Below are 23,846 nucleotides of genomic sequence, written 5' to 3'. Positions count from 1 at the left end.
GTGCCGCGTCGATCGCCCGGTCCGCGTACGTCAGCCGGTCAGACCCTGGATGCGGAACTGCATCACGTGGTACGACCAGGAGTCCGGCACCTGGTGGTCCGGGTTCTCCCACTGGCTGACCGTGATGTGCAGGTCGTTGAGGGTGGAGCCGGGGATGACGTAGCCGCCGTACGCCTGCGCGACACGCCCGGCCTTCGGGTCGTTCTCCGGCCAGGTGACGCCCTTGACCAGGGTGTAACCGGGTCCCGGGTCGCCGTCCGGCACGTCCAGGATGTGCGCGACGATCCGTCCACCGACCCCGTCGAGCCCGGTGAACAGCCACTTCCCGTCGATCGGCCGCAAGCACAGCTCGCGGTACTGGCCGGTGAGGACGAACGCGGCCTCGTCACCCCACCTGCCCCAGCCCGTCCTGGTCCACGGCTCGTACGCCGTCGGGTTGGTGATCTGGTCCTCCGGCACCCGGTGCATGATGATCGACTCGCGGCCGTCGAACCTGGTCGACCAGCAGTACACGTAGCCGTTGTTGCCCTGCCCCCATGTCACCATCTGGAAGTGCGGGCTCAGGCCCGGGTCGCCGGGCCTGCCCCAGCGGCAGCCGGTGTGCTCCCAGGTGGCACCGGAGTCGGTGGACTTCCAGATCTCCGTCCACACCACGGTGGGGTAGGGCTTCTGGACGGCCACGTGCAGGTACATCGTGTCGCCGATGGTGATCACATCACCCGGCAGCACCGTGTCGAACTCCGGGTTGCCGTGGTCGTACTGCCACAGCTGCTGCGCCCGGTCGCCGCCGACGGCGCCGGACCACTCGATGCCCTGAGCCAGGTCGGTGGTCTCCGAATACAGCGCGACCGGTGCCCGCCAGTCATTGCCGAAGGGCTGGTCCTCCCAGGTGTCGCCGAAGACGAACAGCAGTCGTCCGTCCGGCGCCCTGGCGGGAACGCCGAGGTCGGTGGCCGCCATGCCGAAGCGATCGGTGATCCCGGGCCCCGTCAGGTCCTTGACCAGGCTGACGTTCAGCGCTTTGGTCTTCTTCCGCGCCGAGCCGCCACCCGGCCCGGCCACCGCCTGCATCGCACCGACGCCACCCAGCAGTGCGCCCCCGCCGATCGCCGCCCCCGCGGCAGTCCGCAGGAACCTCGCCCGGCTCATCGAGCGGCCCTGCCCGGCGTCTGCTAATGCGTCGTCCTTGCGGTGTCCCATGTGATTCCCCCTGTCGTGAATGGACATGCGCGGCCACCCTGTCAATCGGCCACCGCACCGTCAATGCCAAGTCCCGCCCGTCATAAGTGAATTGATGGTGATGCGCTCGACGGCCATGCTCATGGGCCGGTTCCCTTGCGGCACCGCGTACGCCGTCATCCGCCCCGGACAGCGCAACCGGACGCTGGGGCCCGACCGTCTGTGAAGGCCGGCGGGTGCTGAACCGGCTCTGGGTCGACTTCCTCAACTCCCGCTGGCGTGGCACTGTTTGACCCGTGTCACGGCCGGGGGACCAGGGGGAGGGTGACACGGCATGGCCGGTATGGGAATGAAGCCGCTCGGCGGCGACGACCCGCGGCGGCTCGGTGGCTACCGCCTGCTGAGGCGGCTCGCCTCGGGCGGCATGGGGCGGATCTATCTGGCGCGGTCCACGGTGGACGGCTCGCTCGTCGCGGTGAAGACTCTGTTGGCCGAGGGCGTCGTCAGCGACACCGACCGGCGGCGGTTCGCCCGCGAGGTGACGCTGGCCCGGCGGATCGACAGCGCCTACACGGCCCGGGTGCGCGACGCCGATCCGGACGCCGAGCGGCCCTGGATGGCCATCGAGTACATCCCGGCGCCCGCACTCTCGGAGCTGGTCCGCAGCGCGGGACGGCTGCCCGGGCCGGCAGTGCGCTGGATCGCGGCGGGCACCGCGCAGGCCCTGGTGACCCTGCACGACGCGGACATCGTTCACCGGGACGTCAAACCCCAGAACATCCTGCTGCCCCTGGCCGGGCCCCGCCTCATCGACTTCGGCATCTCGCACGCCAACGACATCACGCGTACGTCGCTGACGCTGGGCACCATCGCCTTCACCTCGCCGGAGCAGGCGCAAGCGGAGCCGTCCACCGCGGCGTCCGATGTGTACTCGCTGGGCGCGACGCTCTTCCACATAGCCGTCGGCCGCCCGCCCTACCCCGACACCGACGACACCATCCGGCTGCTGACTCTCGTACAGCGCGGCGAACTGGACCTGACGGGGTTGCCCGAGGAACTGGCCCCGCTGATCCGCCCGTGTCTGGCCGCCGATCCGGACGACCGGCCCGCAGCCGCCGATGTGTTGCGGCACAGCCTGGAGGAACTCGACCGGGCGCCGACGTCGCGGCGCGGCGGGCACTGGCTGCCGCCGCGGTGGACCGCACTGATCGAGGAGTACGAGGCTCAGGGACGGGCGCTGAGCGAGGACGGGGGTGCGGAGGCTCCCACGAGCGATGCGCGGACGCGCCGGGTGCCGCCGCCAAGGCTCACCCGCGCCTACACCGAGGAGCGGGCCGCACGCCAGAAGCAGGCGCAGCAGGCCCGCGCAGAGCGGGAGCATGCGGCACGCGAGTCCCGGGAGCGCAGGGCGGAGGAGAACCGTAAGCGGGCGGCGGCCAAGGCGCGGGCGGCCGCACAGAACAAGGAGAAGCAGCGGCGCGAACGCGAAGAGCGGGAGCGGAGCAAGCGCTCCGAACAGGCACGGCGGCAGCAGGCGGCGCGGGCCTCGGCGCAGACCGGCGCGACCTCCTCGTCCCGGCCGCCGGCCGCCGCCCGGACCGCCGACTCCTCGTCCGGCGGCTGCTTCTGGGCGGTGATCGCGGCGATCGCGTTCGTGGTCTTCATCTGGCATCCCTGGGACGGCGACGACACAGCCGGCTCGACGAGCGGGTCGTCCGGCAGCTCGTCGAGCGGGACGTACACGAGCGGCGGGACCGGTTCCCCGTCTACGGCCGGTGCGTACACGAGCGGCGGAACCGGCTCCACCTCCACGAGCGGTACGAACACCGGCGACGGATCCGATTCCACACCCACGGCATCCGCGGCACCCACGACACCCGCGGCACCCACGACCGCCGCGTCCCGCACCCCCAGCCCGGTCGATGAGGCCTTCGCCTCCGTACGGAGCGGTGACTGCCTCGACGCGTACCAGGACGGCTACGGCAGATGGAGCCGATCGGCACCGCTGCGGGTCGGCTGCGGTGCGGCCAACGCGTATCTGCGGGTGCTCAGCGTCACCGAGTCCGGGAGCTGCCCGTCCCACGGGGGGCGGGGCGGCTGGAGCCATACCGGCGAGGATTACTCGTCCACCAATCTGTGCGTGGAACGGCAGTTCCGCAAGGGCCAGTGCTTCCTGGCCAAGGCCGGGGGCGGTCACCCCCGCAGCGCGAACCTGCTGACCCTGTGGAACTGCAGCGCGAGCAAGGTGCCGCGCGAGTTCGACTACATCATGCAGGTCACGGCCGTCATGCGGGCTTCGGCGGGCACGGACGCCTGCCCGAGCGAGCCCGGCCGCTACCGCTACGCGTGGGACGTCTACGGCGGTGAGGCCATGATCTGCGCCAAGGTCGCCTGACGCCTCGACATGCACGTCGGACATGCACGTCGGACATGCCAGCCCGCGGCAAAGGTCAGTGGCTGAGGAACTGCTCGATGGCGGCGGCAAGCGCCTGGGGGGTTTCCTGCGGCGCGTAGTGGCCCGCGTCCGGGAGTACTGTGAGCTCGGCGTGTGGATACCACTTCAGCCAGGTGGCCTGCATGGCTTCGGATCCCAGCGCCGGATCGTTCGCACCGACGACGAGGGCTACCGGCGCCGGGTTGTCCTTCACCCGCTCGTGGAAGTCGGTGCGCGCCCAGGAGTCCAGGTAAGCGCGGAAGGCCGTCGCCGAGGAACGTCCCACCGAGCGGCTCACCATGGCATCCAGCCAGGCGTCGCCGTGGCGTCCGCCGGTGGTGTTGTCGATGATGGCTCTACGGTTGCCGGGATTGTTCGCGGCCTCGGCGAACAGCTCCCAGGTTTCGCCCTCAAGGGGGAAGCCGGAGGCGGGCACCGGCGAGACCCCGATGATTGTGCGGATCCGCGACGGGGCGTCCAGCAGCATCAGTTGGGCGGCCTTCGCGCCCATGGAGTGACCGAGGACTGAGAAGGTGTCCCAGCCCAGGTGGTCGGCGACGGCGAGGGCGTCCTCGGCGACCTCTTCCATCGTGAATGCGCCGTCGGTCTGCTTCGCTTCGCCGTAGCCGCGGCAGTCCAGGAAGGCATAGTGATACGCGTTCCCGTCCAGGTGTTCGCGCATCGGGTCGAAGCTTGACCGGTCGCCGAACCAGTTGTGGAGCACGAGGACCCGCTCTGAGCCGATGCCCTGCACCTCATAGGGAAGAACCTGTCCTGCCACAATGCCCCCTGGTCGCGAGGTAGTCGCCCGGTACGGAATGCGGTACGGATGCCGGAGGGCATCCCGCCGAGTGTCGCGACCGCAGGCGGAGCAGGTCAATGGGCCACGCACGCGGACCGGTGCGGGTGAGCCGTTCAGGCGCATACGGCGAGCGAGTTCCTCGCCTGGTGCGGCACGGGCTAGTTCGCGTGGGTCATGTCACCCCCGACGCACGAGGAGTTCCGTGTTGCGGTCCGCCGCCGTGCCTGCCATGGCTTCGTGGAGGCCGCCGTTCATGCTGGTGGTGAGGTTGGGGGCGTTGTAGGACAGCTCGCGGTAGAGGGACGCGAGACCGACGGCCGACAGGTCGTCGAAGTCCGTACGGTGCGGTGCGGCGGACTCGACGAGCGTGGTGAACAAGGACAGCGTCCCGTCGTGGTTGTCGGCCAGTTCGATGAGCCGCGCGTGCTGCGGATAGTCCACGTGCGAGGCGGTGTTGATCTCCCAGAAGGAGCGGGCGGCCGTCGGGTGAGGGTGCGGTGTGATGCGGTTGATGTGGCTGTGGCCGTTGATCCATGCCGCCACGTTCGGGAACCGGCCGAGCAGGGCGATGACCTCTGCTCCGTCATGCCGTTGCTCTTCAGTACGTGCTGCGTCGGGGCGTCGGGTCATGCTGGGGCTGTGGTGGTGGCTGAACACCAGGATGTGCGCGTCGTCGGCGCCGGTGTTGCGGACCAGCCGGCCGTCGGTGTCGTAATAGCGGGAGCTGTGAGCGGCCAGTGTCCTCTCCAACCAACGGAGTTGTCCGGCGCCCAGTGATCCTTCGTAGTGGCCGCTGCGGTAAGTGGTGTCGATGCTGATGCCGATGACGTCTTCCGCGACGGTGAAAGAGTAGTACGTCTGGTCGCTGTCCAGGTGGTTGTCGGTGTATCCGTGCCCGACCGGCCCCGATCCGGCGTGGGCGGGGTCCAGATGTGCGGCCAGGTATTCGTGCGGGGTGAACATGCGGCGCCGCTCGTCGGCGGTCACGGGCCGTGCCCTGCCGGCGTTGCGGCGCAGGATGTCCTTGAGCACGGTGCTTTTGGGATCGTCGCCGGACTTCAGTACGCGGGCGAAGGCGGCCACGTCGGCGTCCGGTACGGAGAGGAGTTTGCGGTCCCCGGTGATGTAGTCCGCCAGCGCGGGGTCCTGCGGTGCCAGGAACCCGCCCGGCAGGTCGTCGTGGTTGCCGGGGGTCGAGTACCAGGGGATACGCAGGCCGGGGCTGACCACCGGGCGTATCGCGGCTTCGAGGTAGCCGGGTATGTGCGGCAGGCCGCGCCTTGTGTCCTGGTCGCGCAGTCTGTCGTCCGGATGCCAGTACAGAGGGAGCCCCGAGTTCTGGACGCCTTCGTACGACGCCGGATCACCGGTGTTCGGGGTGATCCGGCCCCCGCTCATCAGCGTCAGAAACCACTCCAGCTCCACCAGGGAGTGGTTGTCGATGTTGTCTCCCGTGGACATGACGAAGGCCGGCGGCCGCCCGGTGTGGGGCCCGGCGGTGAGCGCGTTGACCTGCTCCACCAGCGAAACCGCGCCGGGCACCGACAGAGCCTCCTGCGCCCGCCACGACCCGAGTGACCCGGCCCGCAGGAATTCCGTACGCAACGGGCTCTGGACGTCGGTCACATGGAGGTCGGTGAACTGCACGAAGCACGCCAGCGGGGTGCTCCGGTCGCGACGCCCGGCACCGGCAGGGGTGAGCTCGGTCCGGACGACCAGTGGCCAGCCGGGGCCGGAGGAGATGTGCCGGTAGCCGCCGCTGCCGGTGAGGTGTGCCGCGGTCTCCAGGGTGGTGAGCCCGTACGGTGCTGCCCGCCGCACACCGGGGTGTGCCGGTGACGGGCGGGGGGCGGCGGCGTGCGCGCTCCCGGGGCCCGGGGCCGCACCACTGCGGCGCTGGCCCGGCAGTGCCCACGCGGTACCTGTTGCGGCGAGGGCGGCGCCGGAGGTGAGGAGGAATCGACGACGGTTGGTGGTGGTTTCTGTACCGGCCATGAGGCCCTCCGTGCCGGGCCGGCGGTGCGGCCACAGCGGTGTCACCAAGCGGTATGTCTCACTCCGAGAGGTTGCGGGGCGAGCCTGGCCAGGAGTTGAACGGTGCCGGAACGCGGAACACCCATCGCCCGTCGGCAGGCCCCGGGCTCGGCACGCGCCTGGACGGCCGGGGTCGCCTCCGGCGGATGGGCGGGCCGACTTGGTCCCGTCGAGATGCCCGTGGTCCGTCGACCGCGGCATCCGAGGAGACGGATGACTATGTGCTCCAGATCACCACTGCGGGATCGAGTGGGCGCGATGATTTTGGAGCGGCGCGACAGTCTTTGTTGCCGTACACCCGGAGCGAGGAAGAGGAGCGATTCCCATGCGCATCGTCATCACTGAGTTCATGAGCCTGGACGGCGTCGTGCAGGCGCCAGGCGGACCCGACGAGGACACCGACGGTGGCTTTGCCCACGGCGGCTGGTCGCACCCGTTCTTCGATCCGGAGGTGATGGGCGGTGCCTTCGACGACGCACTGAACAAGGCCGAGGCGCTGCTGTTCGGGCGCCGCACGTGGCAGACGATGGCCGCGGCGTGGCCCGAGCGGGCCGGTGACCCGTTTGCCGACCGGATGAACGCCATCCCGAAGTACGTCGTGTCCACGACACTGGGCGACGACGAGCTGACCTGGGACAACACCGCGCGCATCCCCGGCGGCGAGGCCGTCGCCCGCATCCGGGAACTGCATGGGCGAGACGGCGGCGACCTGTCGGTCATGGGGAGTCCCACGCTCGTGCGCACCCTCCTGCGTGAGGGCCTGTTCGACGAGCTCCGGCTCATGATCGAGCCGGTGATCCTCGGCGGTGGCAAGACCATCTTCCCGGGCGACGGTGTGCTGCACACGCTTGAACTGGTCTCGACTGTCACCAGCGGCACCGGCGTGCATGTGTGCACCTACCGGCCGGTCGCCGAGGGGTAGGCGGGGGCCGGCGGGGGAGGGGGACGGCACGCCGAACCGCCCGACCGTGGTCCGGCGCCCCAGGGGACGCCGGACCAGGGCCATCCGGTCGGTGGGGCGCTACTCCGCCTCGGCCAGCTTGGCGAACACCACCACGTTGTCCCGGTAGTAGTGCTGCGACGTGTCGTACTGACCACCGCAGGTGATCAGGCGCAGTCCCGGGTGGTCGATGTTCTTGTAGACCTCGATGGTGGGGAACTTGTTCTTCGGGTACTGAGCGATGCGGCTGACGGTGAACTTCGAGGACTTCCCGTCCGTCCGTGCGACCTCGATCGCGTCACCGGCCTTCAAAGAGGACAGCCGGTGGAACACCGACGGCTTGCCGTTCCAGGAGACATGCCCCGCGATGACGGCCGGGCCCTTTTCGCCGGGAGCCGGGCCGGGTGTGTACCAGCCCGCCTTGTCGGGGTCAGCGGGCGTTTCCATCGTGCCGTCCTTCTTCCGCCCCAAGGTCTCAAGGGTGGACGAGATGTTGAGCGACGGGACGGAGATCCGCTGCGGAGCCGACTTCCCCGCTGCACCCCCCGTTTCCTGCTCACCGCCTTGACCACTCTCGGCTCCCGTTCCCGTTCCCGTTCCCGGGGCGGCCTGGCCGCCCTGCGCGGGCTGCTGTTGGACAGGAGGTGACTGCGAGACGGGAGTCTGGCCTCCGCATCCGCCGAGCAGCACCATCGCTGCGGCAGCGGCACAGCACACGGCATCGCGCTTGCCCCAGCCCCTCACGCGGCGCTCCGTCCGGTCGGCTCCGCGCAGGCGGTTGAGTGCCTCCTGCGACCCAGGGCCAGCGCTCCGGCGGCCGCTACGAGGGCAAGCCCGCCGGTGCCCACCAGCGCCCACGTGCCCTGGTTGCCTTCGTCCGTTCCGCCACCCGTCTCCACGCCCCCCACCGGAATGGATCCGACCGCCGCGCCTTCGACGATTCCGCAGTCCGCGGGCGCGGTGGCCTCCTGGGGCAGTTTGGGATCGAGCTCGCTCTTGCCCACGCCGAAGTCGTACTTCTTGTTGCCGTTCGGGTCGATGCCGTGCTGCACGATGTGGAGGTCCTTGATGTGATCGACCACGTCTTGGGACACCGGGATGGTGCGCTCGTAGGAGAGTTTCCCCTGGGCGTCCGCCTTGGGCATGCGGTCGACGGCGAGCCCGCTGTCCGGGCTGGTGTCGCCGTCGGTGGTGAGCGAGATGTTGATGTCGCCGTAATGCACCGTGGCTTCGGTGTTGTTGATGATCCCGTCGCCGTCCGTGTCGGCGCTTGCGTCCGGGCACTGGAAGTCATGGCCGTCGGTGGAGCCGTGGAGGTGCTGTGCATGCGGCTGGCCCGGCACAAGCCCCTCCGACTCGATCTTCACGGTCAGCCGGGTGCCGTTGAGACTGAGCATCGCCGTGCCCTTGCCCTGCGAGTCGTTCAGCTGGTTCAGGTTGATCTGGAACGCGTTCTCCCCGGCGGCGGTAGCCGGAGCGGTGGTGACACCTGAGAGGGCCAGGGCGACAGGCAGAGCAAGGAGGGCGGTGAGGCGAGCGGTGCGCTGGGTTGTCACGGTCGTTCGTTCCCTTCCAGCGGTGTCCCGTCTGGGATCGCCGTGGTCTCGTCCGGAAGGCCCGTACAACGGTGTTTCACACGGCTGGGTGACCGCCTGTTGTTGCCCGGGCGCAAGTAGCCCGTAGTACGAGGTGCGCTGAGGCGGTGTTCAGCGCACCGATGGATGTGGCGCCTTGTCTAAAATCGCTGGATTCTCTTGACAGGTGTGTCTCTCGTATGCGGCAAGCAGGGTCTGTTCTCCGGGGCCCGCGGGGGCCGCCCCATCGCCGCTGCACCGCGGCCACCGCCGGGACATCGCGCAGGCCCAGGCACTCCAACCGTCAGTGAGTCGCGGCGGCGGAGTGCGTTGTGGCGGCGGGCGGGGGTGCCTGAGGGGTATGCGGGATGTCGCGTGGGCCTGCGCCCAGCGCGTCCACGCACAGCTGGATGAACCACCGAACACCTGGCACCATCACCAGCCACCCCAGCACTGCCCACCCCAGATGCAAATGCCCGAGCATCCGGCCGAGTGCCGCGATGCCCTGGGCCCGTACGGCGCCGTCGTCCGTCTCGTACGTCATCCGGCGCAGCGGGCGCGGGTGGTGCTCGGCCGGTACGAGCTCCAGGGCGACCGGGCGACGGTGTGCCACCCAGCGGCCGAACTGGCTGCACGGGCCACAGCTTTGTGAGACGTAGAGCCGGGCGGTCGGTGTGCCGCTCCATGGCCGGAGGCGCGGCAGCCACGCGCGCACGCCCGCGCGGTAGGCGGTCCACCGCTCGCCGTGGGCGTCACGCAGTCCGGCGCCCTCGTGCCAGTCGGCGAGCCCGGCGCCGTAGGCGAAGGCCATGGCCGCGGCGGCGAGCAGCCGCCAGTCGAGGGCGATCAGGCCGAGCAGCGCGTAGCTGAGGGCGACGGACAGCTGCATCGGGTTGCGGACATATGCGTACGGGCCGCTGGTGACGAGCCGTCGCGGCGGGTCGTACGGCAGGGGCGTGCCGCCGCCACGCTCGGCGAACTCCCGTACGGCGATGACGCCCAGGAGGACCGGGACGGCGAGGAACTGGACCGTGACGGCGATGCCGGCCGCTCCGCCGGGAATGTGGGGGCGGACCAGAGCGATCGGGAGCGCGAGTATCAGCACGGCGCTGAGCAGCATCTGCGCGCCGGCGCGCAGGGCGAGGTGCGTGGCCCGCTGGGTCCAGCGGGCGAGCAGCAAGGCGGGCACCAGAGCCGCGGTCACCGCCACCGCCTCGCCCACGAGCCAGCCGCCGCCGAGCCGTACGACGGGCTCGGCGTACGGCATCGCGGCGAGATCGAGCCAGGCGAGTCCCGCGACCAGCAGCGGAAGCGGAATCCGCGCCCCGTCTGCGACAACGGGCAGCGCGCCCCACAGCACAGACCAGCCGATCAGCAGGTCGACGGGGAGCCCCGCGGCCGTGCCGCCCTCCGCGTGGAAGGTCCACCAGCCGGCCTGTACAGCGAGGAAGTTGAGGGCCGGCAGCCAGACGGCGTTCCAGGCGGTGGCCACGATCGCGGCGGCGATGGTCCGCTTGGCGGGCGGACGTAGCGCGGCCGCGACGGCGGTGGCGATGACCGGCCCGAAGAGGCAGACGGCGCGGACCAGTGCGGGGTCGTTCATCGCGCCGTCGCCCCGAAGGTGTCGGAGAGATAGGCGGCCGCCTGCTCCATGGCGTACCGCTGGATGGGGCCGAAGTACCAGCTCGGGTCGTAGGTGCGCCGGTAGTTCAGGGTCCAGGTGACTTCGGTGCGGCCGGCTGCCGCGGGCTGCCACGTCACCTCGGCGGATCCGAGGTCCAGCCAGCGGGCGAGCGTGGTGTCGCGTTCGACGGCGAAGACGACGCGGCCGGGGGCACGTTCGGTGATGACCAGCCGCATGGAGCGCGGGGTGGGGTGGGCGCCGATGCCGAGGGACTTGCGCGGGGTGAAGGCGATCTCCCGGTGGTCGCCGACGCCCAGGCCGGTGCCCTTGGACGTCTGCGGGCGGGGGAAGGGGATCTGGAGGAAGACGGGCCGCGGCGCGCCGAAGCGGGGCGGTGAGGCGAGGGCGGCCTCGTACCGCGCCGGCGTCAGGTCCACCGTGCGGGTGACGGATACGGCGTCGTCGCGCGGGAGCTCGTACGCTCCTGTGCCTTCCATCGCCAGCACGGCGAGCAGGGGCAGGGCGACGAAGGCGTGAGCGCGTCCCCCGCGCCCCTTGGGGTCCCGGCGCCGCGCGCGGTCGACGGTCAGGCCGATGGCCACCGCGAACAGATAGAACAGCGGGGCGGCGAAGATCAGGCAGATCACCCCCTCGTTGAGCAACGGCCCGGCGAGGGCGAGCCCGATCGTGACGGCGGCGAGTGCGGTGCCGGTGGCGCTCTTGGGCCGGGCGCCGATGGCCACGGCAAGGGCGATGAAGGCGGGCAGGCCGACGTAGAAGAGAGCGGTCTGCTCCAGGTGCCCGGCATGCAGGACCTTGTAGAGCAGCATCGCGGAGAACAGGACGGCCAGCACTCCGATCAACCGCCACCGCGCCCGCGAAACCCCTGGCTGTCCGCTGTCCTCGGCCATTGTCTCCACCCCTGTTCGCGCCGGTCTCCGCACCGCGCGGTCTGTGCACCGCGCGGTCTCTTCACCAAGTGATTTAACCACTCGATTAAACCGTATGATGAGGTCATGGCGAGAGGATGGTCAAGTCAATGACGGTGGACACCAAGGACCGGCTGGTCGATGCGGCGACGACGGTTCTGAAGACCCAGGGGTACAGCGGGGTCAGCGCCCGTACGATCGCCAAAGAAGCCGGGGTCAATTCAGCGCTGGTCTTCTACCACTTCGGCGGTGTCGACCAGCTGCTGCTCGCCGCCCTCGACCGCTCCTCCGCCGAGCGGATGGCCCTGCACACCGTCACGGTCGCCGACGTCAAGACACTGGAGGAGCTGGCCGAGGCCGCCACCCGTATCTACCGGGACGACCTCGACGGCGGGCATATCGCGCTCTTCTCCGAGCTCGTCACGGCGGCCGTGGCCAAGCCCGAGCTGCGCGGGCCGGTGTCCCAGCGGGCGGAGCCGTGGCAGGCCTTCATCGAGGAGACCCTTGAGCGGGTGATCGGCGGCACCGCGCTCGCGCGGCTCACCCCGCCGCGCGATCTGGCCAATGCGGCGATCACCTTCTACCTCGGAGTGAACCTCTTCACCGTGCTGGACGAGGACCGGTCGCGTACGGACTCGGTCTTCGCGATGGTCCGCCGTCTGGCGCCGCGCGCCAAGCTGCTGACGATGCGTCTGCCGAGCCGGACCCGGCGCGGGACAGCGACACCCAAGGACAGCTGAGCCCGTCCGGACCGATGTCCTGGAATCCGGTGCGGGGCCGGAAACCGGAGGTGACAGAAGCCCGTCGAAGCGGCGTACCCGACGGGCAGACGAAGCCGGACGAGCGGCCTGGTCGAACGCGGCGGCGTGGCCGAAGGCGGCCGATCAACCGCTGTCCAACCGCCGTTCAACCGCTGTGTCAACAGCGACGCCGCTGGCGGGGTACGGGAGTTGGCTCCGGTGCTGTTGGCGTCGGGCACCGGGTAGCAGCCACGAGAAGCGTGATGAAGATCCCGCCGGCCACCACGAACAGCGTGGTGCTGATCCCCTCTGCGGTCGCGATCCGCAGGCGCTCGCCGGTGAGGTCGTCGAGACCCGCGGTCGCCACCAGGACGAGAATGGCGAGGCCGACCGCGGCACCGGCCCCGGAACCGGTGGAGGCGATCCCCGAGGCGATTCCCTGTTCCCGGTCTGCCACCCCGGTCGCAGCAGCGATGAACATGGTGGTGAACACCACGCCGTCACCGATGCTCAGCGCCACGAGTCCTGGGATCAGTTCCCCGTACGAGCCGTCCGGCGAGATCGCAACGCCTAGCAACACGGCGCCGACCGCCCCGAAAGCAAGAGCAGCCATCAGCGTGCCTCTGAGCCCGAACCTCGTCACGAGCTGGCCGGCCGTCGTTGAGCCCGCCACCACGACCGCTGTGGGGATCAGGAACCCGGCACCTGTTTGCAGGGCGTCGTAGCCGAGGACCTGCTGGAAGTAGATCGACAGGAAGTAGAGCACAGAGCCGAAGGTCGCCATGAACATGAACGCGATGACGACGCCGGTAACGAGGTTTCGGTTCGACAGCAGCCGAGGGGGCATGAGCGGGTCGACGCTGCGCCGCTCGATGACGGCGAAAGCCCCGATCAGGAGCAGGCCGACCACCGCGCTGATCAGAATGCCCGGTGAAAGCCAGCCCGTCCCGGGTCCTTGAACCAAAGCGAAGACGATCAAGGTGACGCCCAGAGTGACGCTCAGTGCGCCAGGCAGATCGAACGTGCGGCCCTTCTCGCGTTCACCGTCGGGCGGGATCACCACGAACGCAAGCAGCAGCGCCGGACCCGCCAAGGCGACATTGACCAGGAAAACCGCTTCCCAGCCGAAAGCCTGGGTCAGCAGCCCGCCGAGCAACACGCCGATCACGAGTCCGGCCGCGCCCGCACCGCCCCAGATACCCAAAGCGCGGTTGCGCGCCCGACCTTCCGAAAACGTGGTGTTGATGAGCGCCAGAGTGGTGGGGAAGACCAAGGCTCCGCCAAGTCCTTGGATCGCGCGTGCCGCCAGCAGCATTCCCGGCCCGGTAGCGAGCCCACCCGCAAGTGCCGCTCCGGCATAGAGAGCAAGCCCGGTCGCCAGGATCCGGCGCCGACCGAGCAGGTCCGCGGCGCGACCGCCGAACAGCAGGAAGCCGGCCGAGGCCACCGCGTAAGCGCTGATCACCGACTGAAGGGTTTGCGCGGAGTAACCCAGATCACGCGCGATGTCAGGCAGCGCCACCACGACGATGTACTGGTCCAGCGAGACGATCAGCATCGCGAACGACAGCAGCACCAGTGTCGCGGTCTCACGATTCCAGCCGAGACTTCCGGGCGCTGATGAGGCATCCGTAGGTCGCAAGGCAGCACTCCTGGTTGACCTGGCACATTCGCTTCTACGTCGGCTTCGGATGTCCGGCCGACCGGGAGACCCGACACGGCTGGGGGAAACACCCCCAACGCGGAGCACTGGCAAGACCTTAAAGACCGTGGTCACCAGCCGCCTCAACGACACCCCGGTTGAACCAAACGGGCCGCGCACACCCGTCGGGGGCGACGCAGCACCGATGATTCATCGCCGCTCGTCCGACGCCGCCGAATCCAGCCATCGCTCGGTGAGTGTGCGGATCACCGACCCGTGGTCGGAGAGCGCCGCCTGTGTCGTCATCGCGTCGTCCCCTGCGCTGCCAACGGCCATCCCCTCACAGAACCGTTCTCCAGCGCGGATACGGCCTCGCGTCGACGGGGACGGCCTCGCGTCGACCGGGATTGTCAGACCCCCCTGCCAACATGGCTATCAAGTAACCCCGTTGAACCGAGGCGCCGCACATGAATGTCCAGGAACAGACAGCGCTCAAGATGGCCTTCCAGCTGTCCGATCCGTCCCTCACAGGTCCGCTGCTCACTCGACTCCGGGCCGAGGTCCGCTCGTTGCTGAGCGAGGCGAAGGAGCTGCCGGCGCAGCTGGTGGAGGCCGTTGTCGCATCCGGCGACCGGGAGCTGTGCGCCGCGCTGGCGGGCAACTCCCATCCGGAAGTGTGCGATACGGCGATTCTGGTGCGGCTTGCCGAGCTCGGCACCCCCGAGCTCGGACGTGACGTGTACCGGAGCGGGCACCTGCGGGCAGAGCCCGGTGTCCAGGCCGCTGTCCTCGCCGCCGCCGACCCCGCCGACCCCGGCTGGTACGCGCCGGGCGGGCTCGTCGAGATGCTGCTCGGGGAAAAGGGGACGAGCATGCTCGCGCTTGCCCTGAAGGGCCCGTTCCCGGAAGTCGTCGCGCACGCCGTGCGACTGCTCGTGTCGGATCTGCCGTTGCCGGTGGTGCTGGACGCCTGCGATGTGCTGCTCGCGCACGGCGGTCCCCAGGCGCTCGCGGAACTGGCCGACGCCCTGGAGCGGCCGGCCCATCCTGGTCTCCTGGAGCTGCTGCGTGAGGCCGCCACCGCACCCGACCCGGCCGCGCTGCTCCGCAACCGGCGCGCGCCGGGGGAGTGGACCGACCTGGCGGCGGTGTCCGTACTGCTGCGGATGCGCGGAGACATGGGCCACATGCCGGTCCATGTCCCTCTGGACTGGGAACTGGTGCGGCGCGAGCACGAGCGGAGGCCGTTCCGCTCCGGAGCCCTGCTGGCCCTGAGCAAGTGGCCCGACTGCCCCGAGGACGTGGCCCTGGATGCCTTCCGAAGCAACCCGCAGCGGTCGGCGCAGTACGCCGCGCGGCTGCCCGTGGAGGTACTGCTCGGTGCCGAAGCCCACGATCAGCGCTTCGACGTCGGTGCCTTCATCCGCCGCGGCGTCTCCGGAGGGTGGCTGCCCCTCGAGCGCGTCCTGGCCGAGGTGGCACCCGCCCGCAAGGTCCTGGCCGCTTTGCAGTACGACCACGAGCCGACCCGTAAGGCCGTCGCCGAGCTGATCGCTCCGCTCGGGGACGACCCCACCGCATGGCTGACCCTCTACAAGCGCCTGCGCCGCTTCAAGGGCTCCGCCACCGAACTGATCGCCAAGGCGTGTGCTTCGACCAGGCGCGTCACCGCGTGGCCCGAGCCGTTGGGCCCCGGCGATCCGGGGAAAGAGGAACCCCAGGGAGCCCGCCGGGTCTTTCTGGACCTCTACGGCTGCGCGCCGGAGGAGGAGCAGCTCGCGCTCGTACCGCACCTGGACATGCGGGCCGTCCAGCACCTGTTCGCCGTCGGCAAGCCGTCTCGGCGCGTCTGCGCCGAGATCGTCGCCGTCCGCGGCTCGGAGCTGGCGGCTCACTCATCCCACATCGTCCTGACCAAGGACGTGATCGACGGGCTGCTCGACCGCGATGACCCGGTCATCAACGCGGAGCTGTTCGAGGATCACCGCCTCGATCAGAAGGAGCGGACACGGATTCTGGCGGGCGTCGGCCGGGGCGGCGGAGCGGTCCCCGTGCACGACAGGCTGATCTCGCATCTCAGGGACGTCCACCTCAGCGAGTACCGCGACCGGCTCACGGCAGGTATCACCTCCGGTGACTCCAAGGTGCTCGATGTCGTACTGGACCGGCTCAGGCTGTACACGGAGGCAGGCCGGCTGCGGCTGGTGACCGCGCTGTGGGAGCGGCAGGGTCCGGACGCCGTCCGCGAGCTCCTCACCCAGGCCCGCTTCCACCAAGACAAGCGCTCCTGGCCCGTCCGCACCCAGCGGGCGGTCCTCGACGCCCTGGACGCCCCCGGTGGCCTGAATGACCTGCGCGAGCGGCTCGCCACAGAGGAGGACCCGGTCCGGGTGGTGGCGTTCCTGCGCAACGTCCGCAACCCCGATGAGCCTGCCGCGTACGCCGAACGCATCCGCAGGATGGTCTCCGAGGGCACCAAGTTCCCCTGGGACGAGCTGATACGGGCCCACGCCGAGAATCCTCTCCCGGCGTACCTCCTGCTCGCGCTCGTAGAAGAGAGCGACTGCCCTCGATACCTGCTCAGGGCCTGCCTGTCCGACGCGTTGCTGCGCCTGACCAACTATCAGTGGTGGATCCGTCGTGCCCTCCGCCGGGGACCACTCACTCCCGAGGACCTGCTGCAGTGCGCCCACCCAGCCGCGTCCGTTGCCGCTTACCCGTCCAATCCCTACGTGCGGCTCGACAAGGGTGCCTGGTCCCAAGCCCATGCCGAGGTACGGAAGCTGGCTCGGGAACACCTCGGCTCGAACGTCGAAGCATGGGCCGTCGCCCTGCGCCTGCTGCCGGAGTTCCACGGAACCGTCCCCGAGCTCATCGCCACGGCAGGCGCCGTCGCGGGCTGACACGAAGAGGCACCGGATGAATCCCGTTGAGAAGAGGTACCGCAGATGAATCCTGCTGAACAGAGCGCCTTCACGGCGGTCCAGCTGTAGACCATGCGGCACCGTTCGCGACGATCATCATTGCTTCGGTACCGGTGAACAGCAGCGGCAGCAGCTGCAGCAGCTTGAGTCCGGTCAGGCACGACTTGCCTGCCCCGGAGCGCGCCAGGGTGATGGACTGGCGCGCTCCGGGGCCGCTGTCCACACCCAAGGGACCCAAAACCCGGCGTGTGAGCGCCGCTGCCCCTCAACGAGGGCACCGGCATTCCTCCCCGTTTGTTTCTACGGTTTGTTTCTACGGTGCTGTCGTGGTCTCGGAGTACTTCTTGATGAGTTCGTACGAGCGAATGCGGTCGCGGAGGTCGTAGACGGGTGTGGTCAGCATCAGTTCGTCCGCTCCGGTCTCACCAGCCAGTTGCCTGAGCCGGTGGACGACGGTCTGAGGTGTCCCGACGGCTTGCTGTGCCCGGAAGCCGGCCAGCGCCTGTCGCTCCTTCGCCGTGAAGGGGTGCACGGCCGCGTCTGCGGGCGTGGGGAAGGGCATCTCACTGATTCCTTTGAGAAGCCCGGCTTTGACGACGTCCATCGGCCCGACTCGCCACGCGGCTTCTTCCTCCGTCTCGGCACACACCACCTCCACGCACAACAGCACCCGAGGTTGCTCGCACCAACGGGACGGGGTGAACGCCGCCCGGTAACGATCCAGGGCCGCGAGGGTGTTGTCCGGCCGGATGTGGTGTGCGATGGCGATCGGCAGGCCGAGTTCCGCGGCGAGAGCGGCACCCGCGGTGCTGGAGGCCAGCAGCCATGGCTCCGGCAGCGGGCCGAGTGCGACTTCGTCGACCAGAAAGGACAGGATCGCGGCAACGTCGGCCTGGTACTCCGCATCCGTCGCCGGTCCGGCTCCGCGGCGAAGTGCCCGTGCGGTGGCCTCGTCGAAGGTGCCGGGGCCACGGCCGATGCCCAGGTCGATGCGGTCCCGGTGCAGGGCTGCCAGCGTTCCGAACTGCTCCGCCAGCGTGATGGGTGCGTGGTTGGGGGCCAGTACTCCGCCTGAACCGAGACGGATGACCGAGGTCGAAGCGGCAGCGTGCGCGGTCAAAATGACCGGTGGGAACGCGCCGATCGCGGGCGAGTGGTGATGCTCGGCGTACCAGATCCGGTGGTAGCCCAGCCGCTCCAGTCCCTGTGCGAAAGCCGCGGTGTCGCGCAGGGTGTCCACGGCTCGGGCGCCTGTTTGGACCATCGCGACTTCCAGCGCTGAAAGAGGTATATCGAACATCCCATCAGCATAGAGATCATGGATTCGGTGAGGGGAGCGGTGATCTTCCTTTTCGCACCATTGGGCTAGGGACTGTCTGATGGGTCGCCTGATGGGTCGCCTGATGGTCTAACGGGTGACTCGTTGGGCTCTGTGTGAGGCGGGAGATCTGTCAGATGCGGAGTGGGCACGGCTGGAGCCGCATCTAACGAAGAACGTGGGGCGCGGTGGGAGTTGGAAGAACCACTGTGTGCCGTGCCCACCAGCACGCTGCCGGGGCCTGGCATCGGCCAGCGTCGAGCGAACGATCAATGCCCTCAAAGGCTCTTAGGCCGTGGTCACCCGCTTCGACAAGCGGGCGTACGTCTTCCACGGCATGGTAACCGTTGCCGTCATACGTCTTTGCCTTGAGGCCGCCCGGTCCGGTCCGGCAAGCCCTGGGTTACGGAAACACCGCCGTCGGCGGAGGTGAGTCTGCTGCACCACGATGTCGATGCCGCACGGAAGCGTTCGCCTGGCGTCACACTTCCGGGACGACTTCTCTGCGTGCCTGACCGTACGCCGTGACGAACTGATCGAGCTGACCGATGCGTTGCTGTGCGCGAAGGGCCGGTGACGGCGCCGGTGGACCTGATGGACTTCACCCTGCTGCCTGAACAACAGCGGGGACACGGCATGCTTTTGTACGCGCTCAACCGCGGCGGCATCGACGCCCACCGGCTGTGGCGGACGCTGGAGTCCCTGCCGCAGCCGAAGGCGGCCGACAACCGGCTCGTCCTGGTGGCGGACACGAGCAACTGGCTGAGCCCGGCTGCCCTGTGTAGCCCGCACGTCGTGGTTGCCAAGGGCGTATCGGCTCCATGCCTCTGGTCCGTGCCTCAGGCTTCGCCGGTGAGTCTGGTCGTGGTGACCTGGTGGTAGCCGAGTGCGTCGGCTCAGCGGGGCATGTGCTCCATCAGCAGGTCCACGATGGCAGCGTGACCCGTCCCCTTCTCCCAATACGCCCCACCTGAATCCGGCGAGCCAACGCTGAGCACGATCAGCTCGGTGCCTTCGGGCCGGGTGCTGCGGGAGACCTCGCAAATGTCGTCCGGCCCGGCTTCCGCCTGCTTACGCAGCTCCGTCTCGACGTCCTTGCCGCACCACGCGCGGGCCAGGTCCAGCGCCGTGCGGCCCTGGCCGTCGGTGCGGCGGGCGTCGGCGCCGTGGCGCAACAAGCTCCGCACCACGCCTGCCGATCCGAACTCGGCCGCGGCCATCAGTGGAGTGCGGTCGCGGTTGCCGGCATCGGGATCGGCGTTCGCCTCCAACAGGAGCCGGACAGCCTCTTGGTGACCACCGGTGGCCGCCCACAGCAGAGCGGTCCAGCCGGCGCCGTCGTCCTCCCTGAGATTGGGGTCCGCGCCGTGGGAGAGCAGTTCACGCACCGCCGTGCTGTGGCCCCAGCAGGCCGCAGCACACAGCGGCAGCCCTTGGCTCCCGGGCTCGCCCCGGCTCTCCGCGTCGGGTGAGGCGCCTGCTTCCAGGAGCAGGCGCACGATGTCTGCCGTTCCCGACACCGCGGCCAGGTACACCGGAGTCTCGCCGTCGACACTCGCCGCGGACGGGGAGGCACCTCTGCGCAGGAGTTTCCCCACTCGCTCCGTTCTCTCTTCGTATATGGCGCAGATGAGCCGATCAGTCAGCGCGTTGGCCACACTGGCCCCCTCTTTGTGCGTGCCGTTCGGGTGCTGGACGATGTCCCGCTGCCGACGATGCAAGGCTGTGTGTACCGCTTCAGTCTGACACCGCTCCGGCGCCCGTTCGTCAGCCCGAAGAACACACCTGCATCCGACTCAGGGAGTACGGGGTGGTGCAGCCGGACCCACGCCACGCTTGGGGTAGCCGATGTCCCTGAAACTTGCCTCGGTTCCGTACCTCGGTGAGCGCACCGCAACGGGTTCTGCGGGAGGCTTCCGTTCGTTCATTTGGCCAGCTCTCTTTCCCTGAGAGTCAGGCCGTCGAGCAGCTGGGGAGACCTCGGTCGGCTGGCCATGGATAGCTACGACCGCTGTATGGTCCGCGACCTCCCGTATAAGTCTACGGGCGCCGCCTGCGCCTCCCGCGCCGCCAGCCCCGCAGGCAACGCCCGGGGCTGGCCGTGTAAACGCGCTGCACCCGCTATTGCCACTGTTCCCGCTATTGCCACTGTTCCCGCTGTTCCCGCTGTTCCCGCTGTTCCCGCTGTTCCCGCTGTGCGGGACTCGGGCACCCGGCGTTGTCAGTGGCAGCACGTAGCGTGGTGAACGCGAGCATCACAGCGGGGAGAACGGGGAGGACGACGTATGGGACTGCGCGTCGAAAAGGACGGATACAGCGCGGAGCTGACGGATGATCTGGCGATCGCCTACCACAATCCGCGGGGGCGGAAGCTCAAGCAGTTCCCCGACCGGATCGCCGGAGCGCCGGGCCTCGACGCACTGTTCGACGCGTGCAAGCATCTGAACAGGCAGCGCACGGCATGCGGCGACCAGGCCCGTGAGTGGGCGCTGGCGGGAGCGAGCGTCCCCCGTGCGCTGGCGGAGGCCGATCCCCTGTGGCGGGAGGCGCTGGAGGACGAAGGTGTCAAGCTCACCGAGGAGCTGGGGGAAGGCGGGCTGTTCGCCCGTACCTACTCCGGGTTCGACGGGCACACGCTGACCCAGCTGCTCCCCGAGGAGCTGATCCCGTACCGCGATCTGCGGATGCGCGAGGAGCACTGGGAGCCGGACGGCCTCTTCTCCACGGGCATACCGGACCCGTCCGACGGCGAACTCCCCTTTCCGGAATGGGTCATTGCCGCTCACCCCGGCAGCGAGCAGCTGTCCGTCCGGACGATCCTCGCCCTGGAAGACAAGACACACGGCTGGGAATACCTCCTCTCCAAGAAGGACATCGATGACGTTCTCAAGGAAGTGGAGAAGGCCGATCCCGCGCTGCTGAGCACTCTCCTCGATGAGATGGCCGACTTCGCCCTGCGAAAGAGGGAGGCGGACACGGCCGCCGCCTGGTTCGGGCGCGCCCGTAAGGCCGAGCGCCTGGGAGCGCGCAAGGCCGACAAGGAGTGGTTGTACGGCCGCTACCTCGCCTACGCCGGGGCGGAGGCCCTCTCCACCACGGCTCTGCGGGGCTGGGCACGCGAGCTGGCCGTCAAGGGGGTGGCTACGGAGGCGGATCTCGCCCGCTTCCGTGCGGTGGCGTTGCGCCGCATGGCGACCTCCGGGGAGTCGCTGCTGTACCGCGTCCAGCTGACCTCCGACGTGTATCCGCAGCTCGCCGCCGACGTCCGCAAGATCGCCAGAGCCGCTGGCCTGGACCCGGAGGAGGAACTGGCCGCGCTACTGAAGGGCATCTTCGCCGCCGAGCGGGTGTCGATGGACGACGAGAAGTTCTGGACCGACTGCCTCAAGGGCCGGGCCATGGACCTGCTGGGTGACCACGGCCCCCAGGCGGTCCACCAGGTGCTGAAGCTTCGCCCGGACCAGTTCGACGACGGCCTAGAGGTGTGGCCGCAGCTGCTGACGCGCACCGGCGCGCTGGCCCAGCTCACCGGCGAGGCCCCTGGACTGCCCGATGGCGCGGCCGCCACCTGGCTCACCGGCTGCATAGAGAGCAACAGCGCCCGGCGCGACGGCCTCTGGCCCGCCCTGTACGAGCTGGCCGAGAAGATCGCACCCGGCTGGCTGCCGACGGCGCCCCCGTGCAATTCCGCTACTGCCGACCGGACGGGCGGAATACCGGAGCGACACCGCTCGACCTCATCGACGTGCTGCTGCAGCATGGCGCTCCGGTGGCCGACCCGCCGAAGCTCCTCGGGCCGTCCCCTCTGTACACCCTCCGTCTCGACCGTCGGCCGAAACTGGAGCATCTGCGGTCCGACGAGCGATTCGCCCGCGAGCTCCGCGCCCTGCTGCGCGCCAACCTGGACATGCGCTGCAAGGACTTCGCAGGGCCCGACCGCTGGTACCAGCCGCACGGGACCAACGGCTGGCAGAAGATCCCGCAGCTGTTCGACAACCCGATCGGGCACGAGGAACTGCGTGCCTGGTGCGACCGCGAGCGCGCGAAGCTGCGTGCGGGCGTGGACCTGAACGAGCTGGTCCGGCTGATCGGCCGCTTCGTGCATGTGGGCGTGGCGGTGGACGTGCTGCTCAAGGACGCCGAGGCGGCGCGGGAGTTCGCTGCCGTGGACGTCATGGCGCTGCTGATGGCCGAGATGCCTGAGGGCGTCTCGCGCGTGGAGGCGTCGGAGCGGCTGGAGAAGCTCCAGCCCGACCACCACTCGGCGGACGGTGACGTGACAACCCATCGCATCCGCAAAGCGCTGCGGAAGTTGGACGAGCCGACGGTCAGTCGGGGCACCCACGCCGTGGCCATGGCCGCCAACTGCCGGGTGGGCCTGGAGCGGCTGGTCCGCCGCTTCACCCCCGCCGAGGACGCGGAGTCGGGGGAGGCCGCGCCGCAGCAGGACGGCGCCCCCGAGGTGCGGGTGAGCCGCGCCGCCGAGTGTCGGCTGCAGGAGCTGGGCCGTCCGCTCCCGGTACCCACCGGCCTCCTCCCGCGCCTCACCCAGGAGACGCGCGCGCCCAAGGGGGATGCTGCCTCGGCCCGGCCGCGGTACCGGAGCGAGAAGGACTGGTGGCCGTCCCTGCAACCGGCCGCACTCGCCGGCCGCGTCGCCGCCGGAGCAGACTGTCTGGCCGCCGACCCCTCGGGCCTGGCGGGCGAGCCCCACCTGCTGGCCCTGCCGAGGATTGCCGCCTGGCTCGCCTACCGCACCCCGGCGGGCGACCCGCTGCGACCCGCCATCGGCACGGCGATATCCCGGCTGCGTACGGAACTGACCACGGCCCCCGGCCCGCTCATCGTCGTCTCCCTCCAGGACAACTACCTGATGAGCGAGCCCCCTTCGACCAGGACACTCACCGCTCACCCGGCAGTCACGAGGGTGGCCGACAAGACCCACTCCATGAGCCATCTGCGAGTGGACCCCGCCGCCCTCAAGGGTCCCGACGATCCGCTGCTGGAGTCCCTCGACGATTACCTCGACTCCCCGTCCCTCTACCAGTGGCTGCCCAGCCCCTCCGGCCTGCCCGCCATAGCGGACCTGCGCCTGTTGCTGAGCGACGACTTCGCCGCCCTCGGCGAACATCTCCTCACCGACGGCGACCGGTCGCCCGGCTGGGAGCAGCACCCTGCGCACTCGGTGCCACATCTGGTCGACGAATGCGCCAAGATCTACGGCCTGGGCGAGGACGCGGCCGCCCTCTACCTGATGCTGCTCGCCCTCCCCGACCCGACGGACCGCAACGTCAAGGAATGGACCGGCTGGAAGCCGGCCCGCTTCAAGGCAGCCGAGACCGAACTGGGCGCGTCGCACCTGGTGCTGCGCGCGATCCGGCCGCGGGCGGGCCGCGCCCTCTTCCTGCCCGGCGCCTGGCATGAACGCAAGCCACCGCGCCTGCCCATCGAGGCCTCGAAGCTCGGCCTGGTGCCACTGGCCAGGGAGCGCCGGTCGACCTCGCACATGGCGGCGGTGCCCTCCGGCCCGCTGCCCGGACTCTTCACGCGGGCATGGGAAGGCCGTAAGCCCCGGTAGACGAATGAGTCCGAAGTCCTGTCACCTTCCGCCTCCCAGCAGGGGGGAGGGGACAGGACGTGGGGCCAGTGCCCGGGAATACCCCGGGCCCCCCGGAAGCTGATCACGCAACACAGTTACGGCCCCAT

17 protein-coding genes and 1 pseudogene are annotated in these 23,846 nt (G+C 69.6%); 6 read left to right on the top strand and 12 right to left on the bottom strand.

The genetic code is table 11. The annotated features are described in order from the left end of the window. Positions 1–30 precede the first annotated feature (30 nt). Entirely contained in the window at positions 31–1,227 is a 1,197-nt protein-coding gene (locus tag AB0I10_RS30000; RefSeq protein ID WP_363155802.1) for a DUF4185 domain-containing protein, read from the bottom strand. Positions 1,228–1,513: 286 nt separating this feature from the next. On the opposite strand from AB0I10_RS30000, the gene AB0I10_RS29995 reads away from it, so the two are divergent. After that, entirely contained in the window at positions 1,514–3,574 is a 2,061-nt protein-coding gene (locus tag AB0I10_RS29995) for a serine/threonine-protein kinase (RefSeq protein ID WP_363155801.1), read from the top strand. 55 nt (positions 3,575–3,629) lie between these two features. Here AB0I10_RS29995 and AB0I10_RS29990 read toward each other — a convergent pair whose 3' ends face one another. Together AB0I10_RS29990 and AB0I10_RS29985 are read right to left on the bottom strand one after the other, a co-directional pair. After that, a complete protein-coding gene (locus tag AB0I10_RS29990; RefSeq protein ID WP_363155800.1) occupies positions 3,630–4,394 on the bottom strand; it encodes an alpha/beta hydrolase in 765 nt (254 codons plus the stop codon). Positions 4,395–4,592: 198 nt separating this feature from the next. Continuing rightward, complete coding sequence (locus tag AB0I10_RS29985) at positions 4,593–6,410, bottom strand: TIGR03767 family metallophosphoesterase (RefSeq protein ID WP_363155799.1); 1,818 nt, start codon at positions 6,408–6,410, stop codon at positions 4,593–4,595. A gap of 364 nt (positions 6,411–6,774) precedes the next feature. Here AB0I10_RS29985 and AB0I10_RS29980 point away from each other — a divergent pair, with 364 nt between their 5' ends. Continuing rightward, complete coding sequence (locus AB0I10_RS29980; RefSeq protein WP_363155798.1) at positions 6,775–7,371, top strand: dihydrofolate reductase family protein; 597 nt, start codon at positions 6,775–6,777, stop codon at positions 7,369–7,371. A gap of 99 nt (positions 7,372–7,470) precedes the next feature. Here the strand turns inward: AB0I10_RS29980 and AB0I10_RS29975 are convergent, their stop codons facing one another. The 4 genes from AB0I10_RS29975 to AB0I10_RS29960 form a co-directional block, all read right to left on the bottom strand. Continuing rightward, complete coding sequence (locus tag AB0I10_RS29975; RefSeq protein ID WP_363155814.1) at positions 7,471–8,082, bottom strand: class F sortase; 612 nt, start codon at positions 8,080–8,082, stop codon at positions 7,471–7,473. A 47-nt stretch (positions 8,083–8,129) separates the two neighbouring features. After that, positions 8,130–8,945, bottom strand: a complete 816-nt coding sequence (locus tag AB0I10_RS29970) for a hypothetical protein (protein WP_363155797.1) — start codon at positions 8,943–8,945, stop codon at positions 8,130–8,132. Positions 8,946–9,267: 322 nt separating this feature from the next. Further along, on the bottom strand, positions 9,268–10,566 hold the full coding sequence (locus tag AB0I10_RS29965) for an isoprenylcysteine carboxylmethyltransferase family protein (RefSeq protein ID WP_363155796.1): 1,299 nt from the start codon (positions 10,564–10,566) through the stop codon (positions 9,268–9,270). Further along, on the bottom strand, positions 10,563–11,498 hold the full coding sequence (locus AB0I10_RS29960; RefSeq protein WP_363155795.1) for a hypothetical protein: 936 nt from the start codon (positions 11,496–11,498) through the stop codon (positions 10,563–10,565). The genes AB0I10_RS29965 and AB0I10_RS29960 overlap by 4 nt, the downstream gene beginning before the upstream one ends. 128 nt (positions 11,499–11,626) lie before the next feature. On the opposite strand from AB0I10_RS29960, the gene AB0I10_RS29955 reads away from it, so the two are divergent. Continuing rightward, the gene (locus AB0I10_RS29955) at positions 11,627–12,256 is read left to right on the top strand and encodes a TetR/AcrR family transcriptional regulator (RefSeq protein ID WP_363155794.1); all 630 of its coding nucleotides are present in this window, start codon (positions 11,627–11,629) and stop codon (positions 12,254–12,256) included. Positions 12,257–12,434: 178 nt separating this feature from the next. On the opposite strand, the gene AB0I10_RS29950 is transcribed toward AB0I10_RS29955, so the two are convergent. Further along, positions 12,435–13,832, bottom strand: coding sequence for an MFS transporter (locus AB0I10_RS29950; protein WP_363155793.1), 1,398 nt, complete (start codon positions 13,830–13,832; stop codon positions 12,435–12,437). Positions 13,833–14,108: 276 nt separating this feature from the next. Then, positions 14,109–14,234: a hypothetical protein gene (locus AB0I10_RS29945; protein ID WP_363155792.1), complete on the bottom strand. Its 126-nt coding sequence runs from the start codon at positions 14,232–14,234 to the stop codon at positions 14,109–14,111. A gap of 131 nt (positions 14,235–14,365) precedes the next feature. Here AB0I10_RS29945 and AB0I10_RS29940 point away from each other — a divergent pair, with 131 nt between their 5' ends. Continuing rightward, positions 14,366–16,801 (top strand): hypothetical protein, encoded by a 2,436-nt coding sequence (locus AB0I10_RS29940; RefSeq protein WP_363155791.1) that lies wholly within the window; start codon positions 14,366–14,368, stop codon positions 16,799–16,801. Between the two features lie 70 nt (positions 16,802–16,871). Here the strand turns inward: AB0I10_RS29940 and AB0I10_RS29935 are convergent, their stop codons facing one another. Then, on the bottom strand, positions 16,872–17,051 hold the full coding sequence (locus tag AB0I10_RS29935; protein ID WP_363155790.1) for a hypothetical protein: 180 nt from the start codon (positions 17,049–17,051) through the stop codon (positions 16,872–16,874). An 84-nt stretch (positions 17,052–17,135) separates the two neighbouring features. Then, complete coding sequence (locus AB0I10_RS29930) at positions 17,136–18,122, bottom strand: LLM class flavin-dependent oxidoreductase (RefSeq protein WP_363155789.1); 987 nt, start codon at positions 18,120–18,122, stop codon at positions 17,136–17,138. A gap of 466 nt (positions 18,123–18,588) precedes the next feature. Here AB0I10_RS29930 and AB0I10_RS29925 point away from each other — a divergent pair. Beyond that, positions 18,589–18,812: pseudogene (locus AB0I10_RS29925) on the top strand (transposase); the annotation flags it as partial. Between the two features lie 224 nt (positions 18,813–19,036). Here AB0I10_RS29925 and AB0I10_RS29920 read toward each other — a convergent pair. Beyond that, positions 19,037–19,798, bottom strand: coding sequence for an ankyrin repeat domain-containing protein (locus AB0I10_RS29920; protein WP_363155788.1), 762 nt, complete (start codon positions 19,796–19,798; stop codon positions 19,037–19,039). Between the two features lie 2,111 nt (positions 19,799–21,909). On the opposite strand from AB0I10_RS29920, the gene AB0I10_RS29915 reads away from it, so the two are divergent. After that, positions 21,910–23,718, top strand: a complete 1,809-nt coding sequence (locus AB0I10_RS29915; RefSeq protein ID WP_363155787.1) for a hypothetical protein — start codon at positions 21,910–21,912, stop codon at positions 23,716–23,718. Positions 23,719–23,846: the final 128 nt, after the last annotated feature.

Origin of the sequence: Streptomyces sp. NPDC050636 (assembly GCF_040654775.1) — a bacterium.
Taxonomy (GTDB): Bacteria; Actinomycetota; Actinomycetes; order Streptomycetales; family Streptomycetaceae; genus Streptomyces.
This window is presented reverse-complemented; position numbering and strand designations above follow the sequence as displayed.

Bases quoted from the DNA above. Each gene is read 5' to 3' on its own strand.
- AB0I10_RS29945 (WP_363155792.1), bottom strand. From the start codon at position 14,234: ATGGCCGTTGGCAGCGCAGGGGACGACGCGATGACGACACAGGCGGCG.
- AB0I10_RS29930 (WP_363155789.1), bottom strand. From the start codon at position 18,122: ATGTTCGATATACCTCTTTCAGCGCTGGAAGTCGCGATGGTCCAAACA.
- AB0I10_RS29960 (WP_363155795.1), bottom strand. From the start codon at position 11,498: ATGGCCGAGGACAGCGGACAGCCAGGGGTTTCGCGGGCGCGGTGGCGG.
- AB0I10_RS29995 (WP_363155801.1), top strand. From the start codon at position 1,514: ATGGCCGGTATGGGAATGAAGCCGCTCGGCGGCGACGACCCGCGGCGG.
- AB0I10_RS29985 (WP_363155799.1), bottom strand. From the start codon at position 6,410: ATGGCCGGTACAGAAACCACCACCAACCGTCGTCGATTCCTCCTCACC.
- AB0I10_RS29965 (WP_363155796.1), bottom strand. From the start codon at position 10,566: ATGAACGACCCCGCACTGGTCCGCGCCGTCTGCCTCTTCGGGCCGGTC.
- AB0I10_RS29940 (WP_363155791.1), top strand. From the start codon at position 14,366: ATGAATGTCCAGGAACAGACAGCGCTCAAGATGGCCTTCCAGCTGTCC.
- AB0I10_RS30000 (WP_363155802.1), bottom strand. From the start codon at position 1,227: ATGTCCATTCACGACAGGGGGAATCACATGGGACACCGCAAGGACGAC.
- AB0I10_RS29955 (WP_363155794.1), top strand. From the start codon at position 11,627: ATGACGGTGGACACCAAGGACCGGCTGGTCGATGCGGCGACGACGGTT.
- AB0I10_RS29975 (WP_363155814.1), bottom strand. From the start codon at position 8,082: ATGGTGCTGCTCGGCGGATGCGGAGGCCAGACTCCCGTCTCGCAGTCA.
- AB0I10_RS29980 (WP_363155798.1), top strand. From the start codon at position 6,775: ATGCGCATCGTCATCACTGAGTTCATGAGCCTGGACGGCGTCGTGCAG.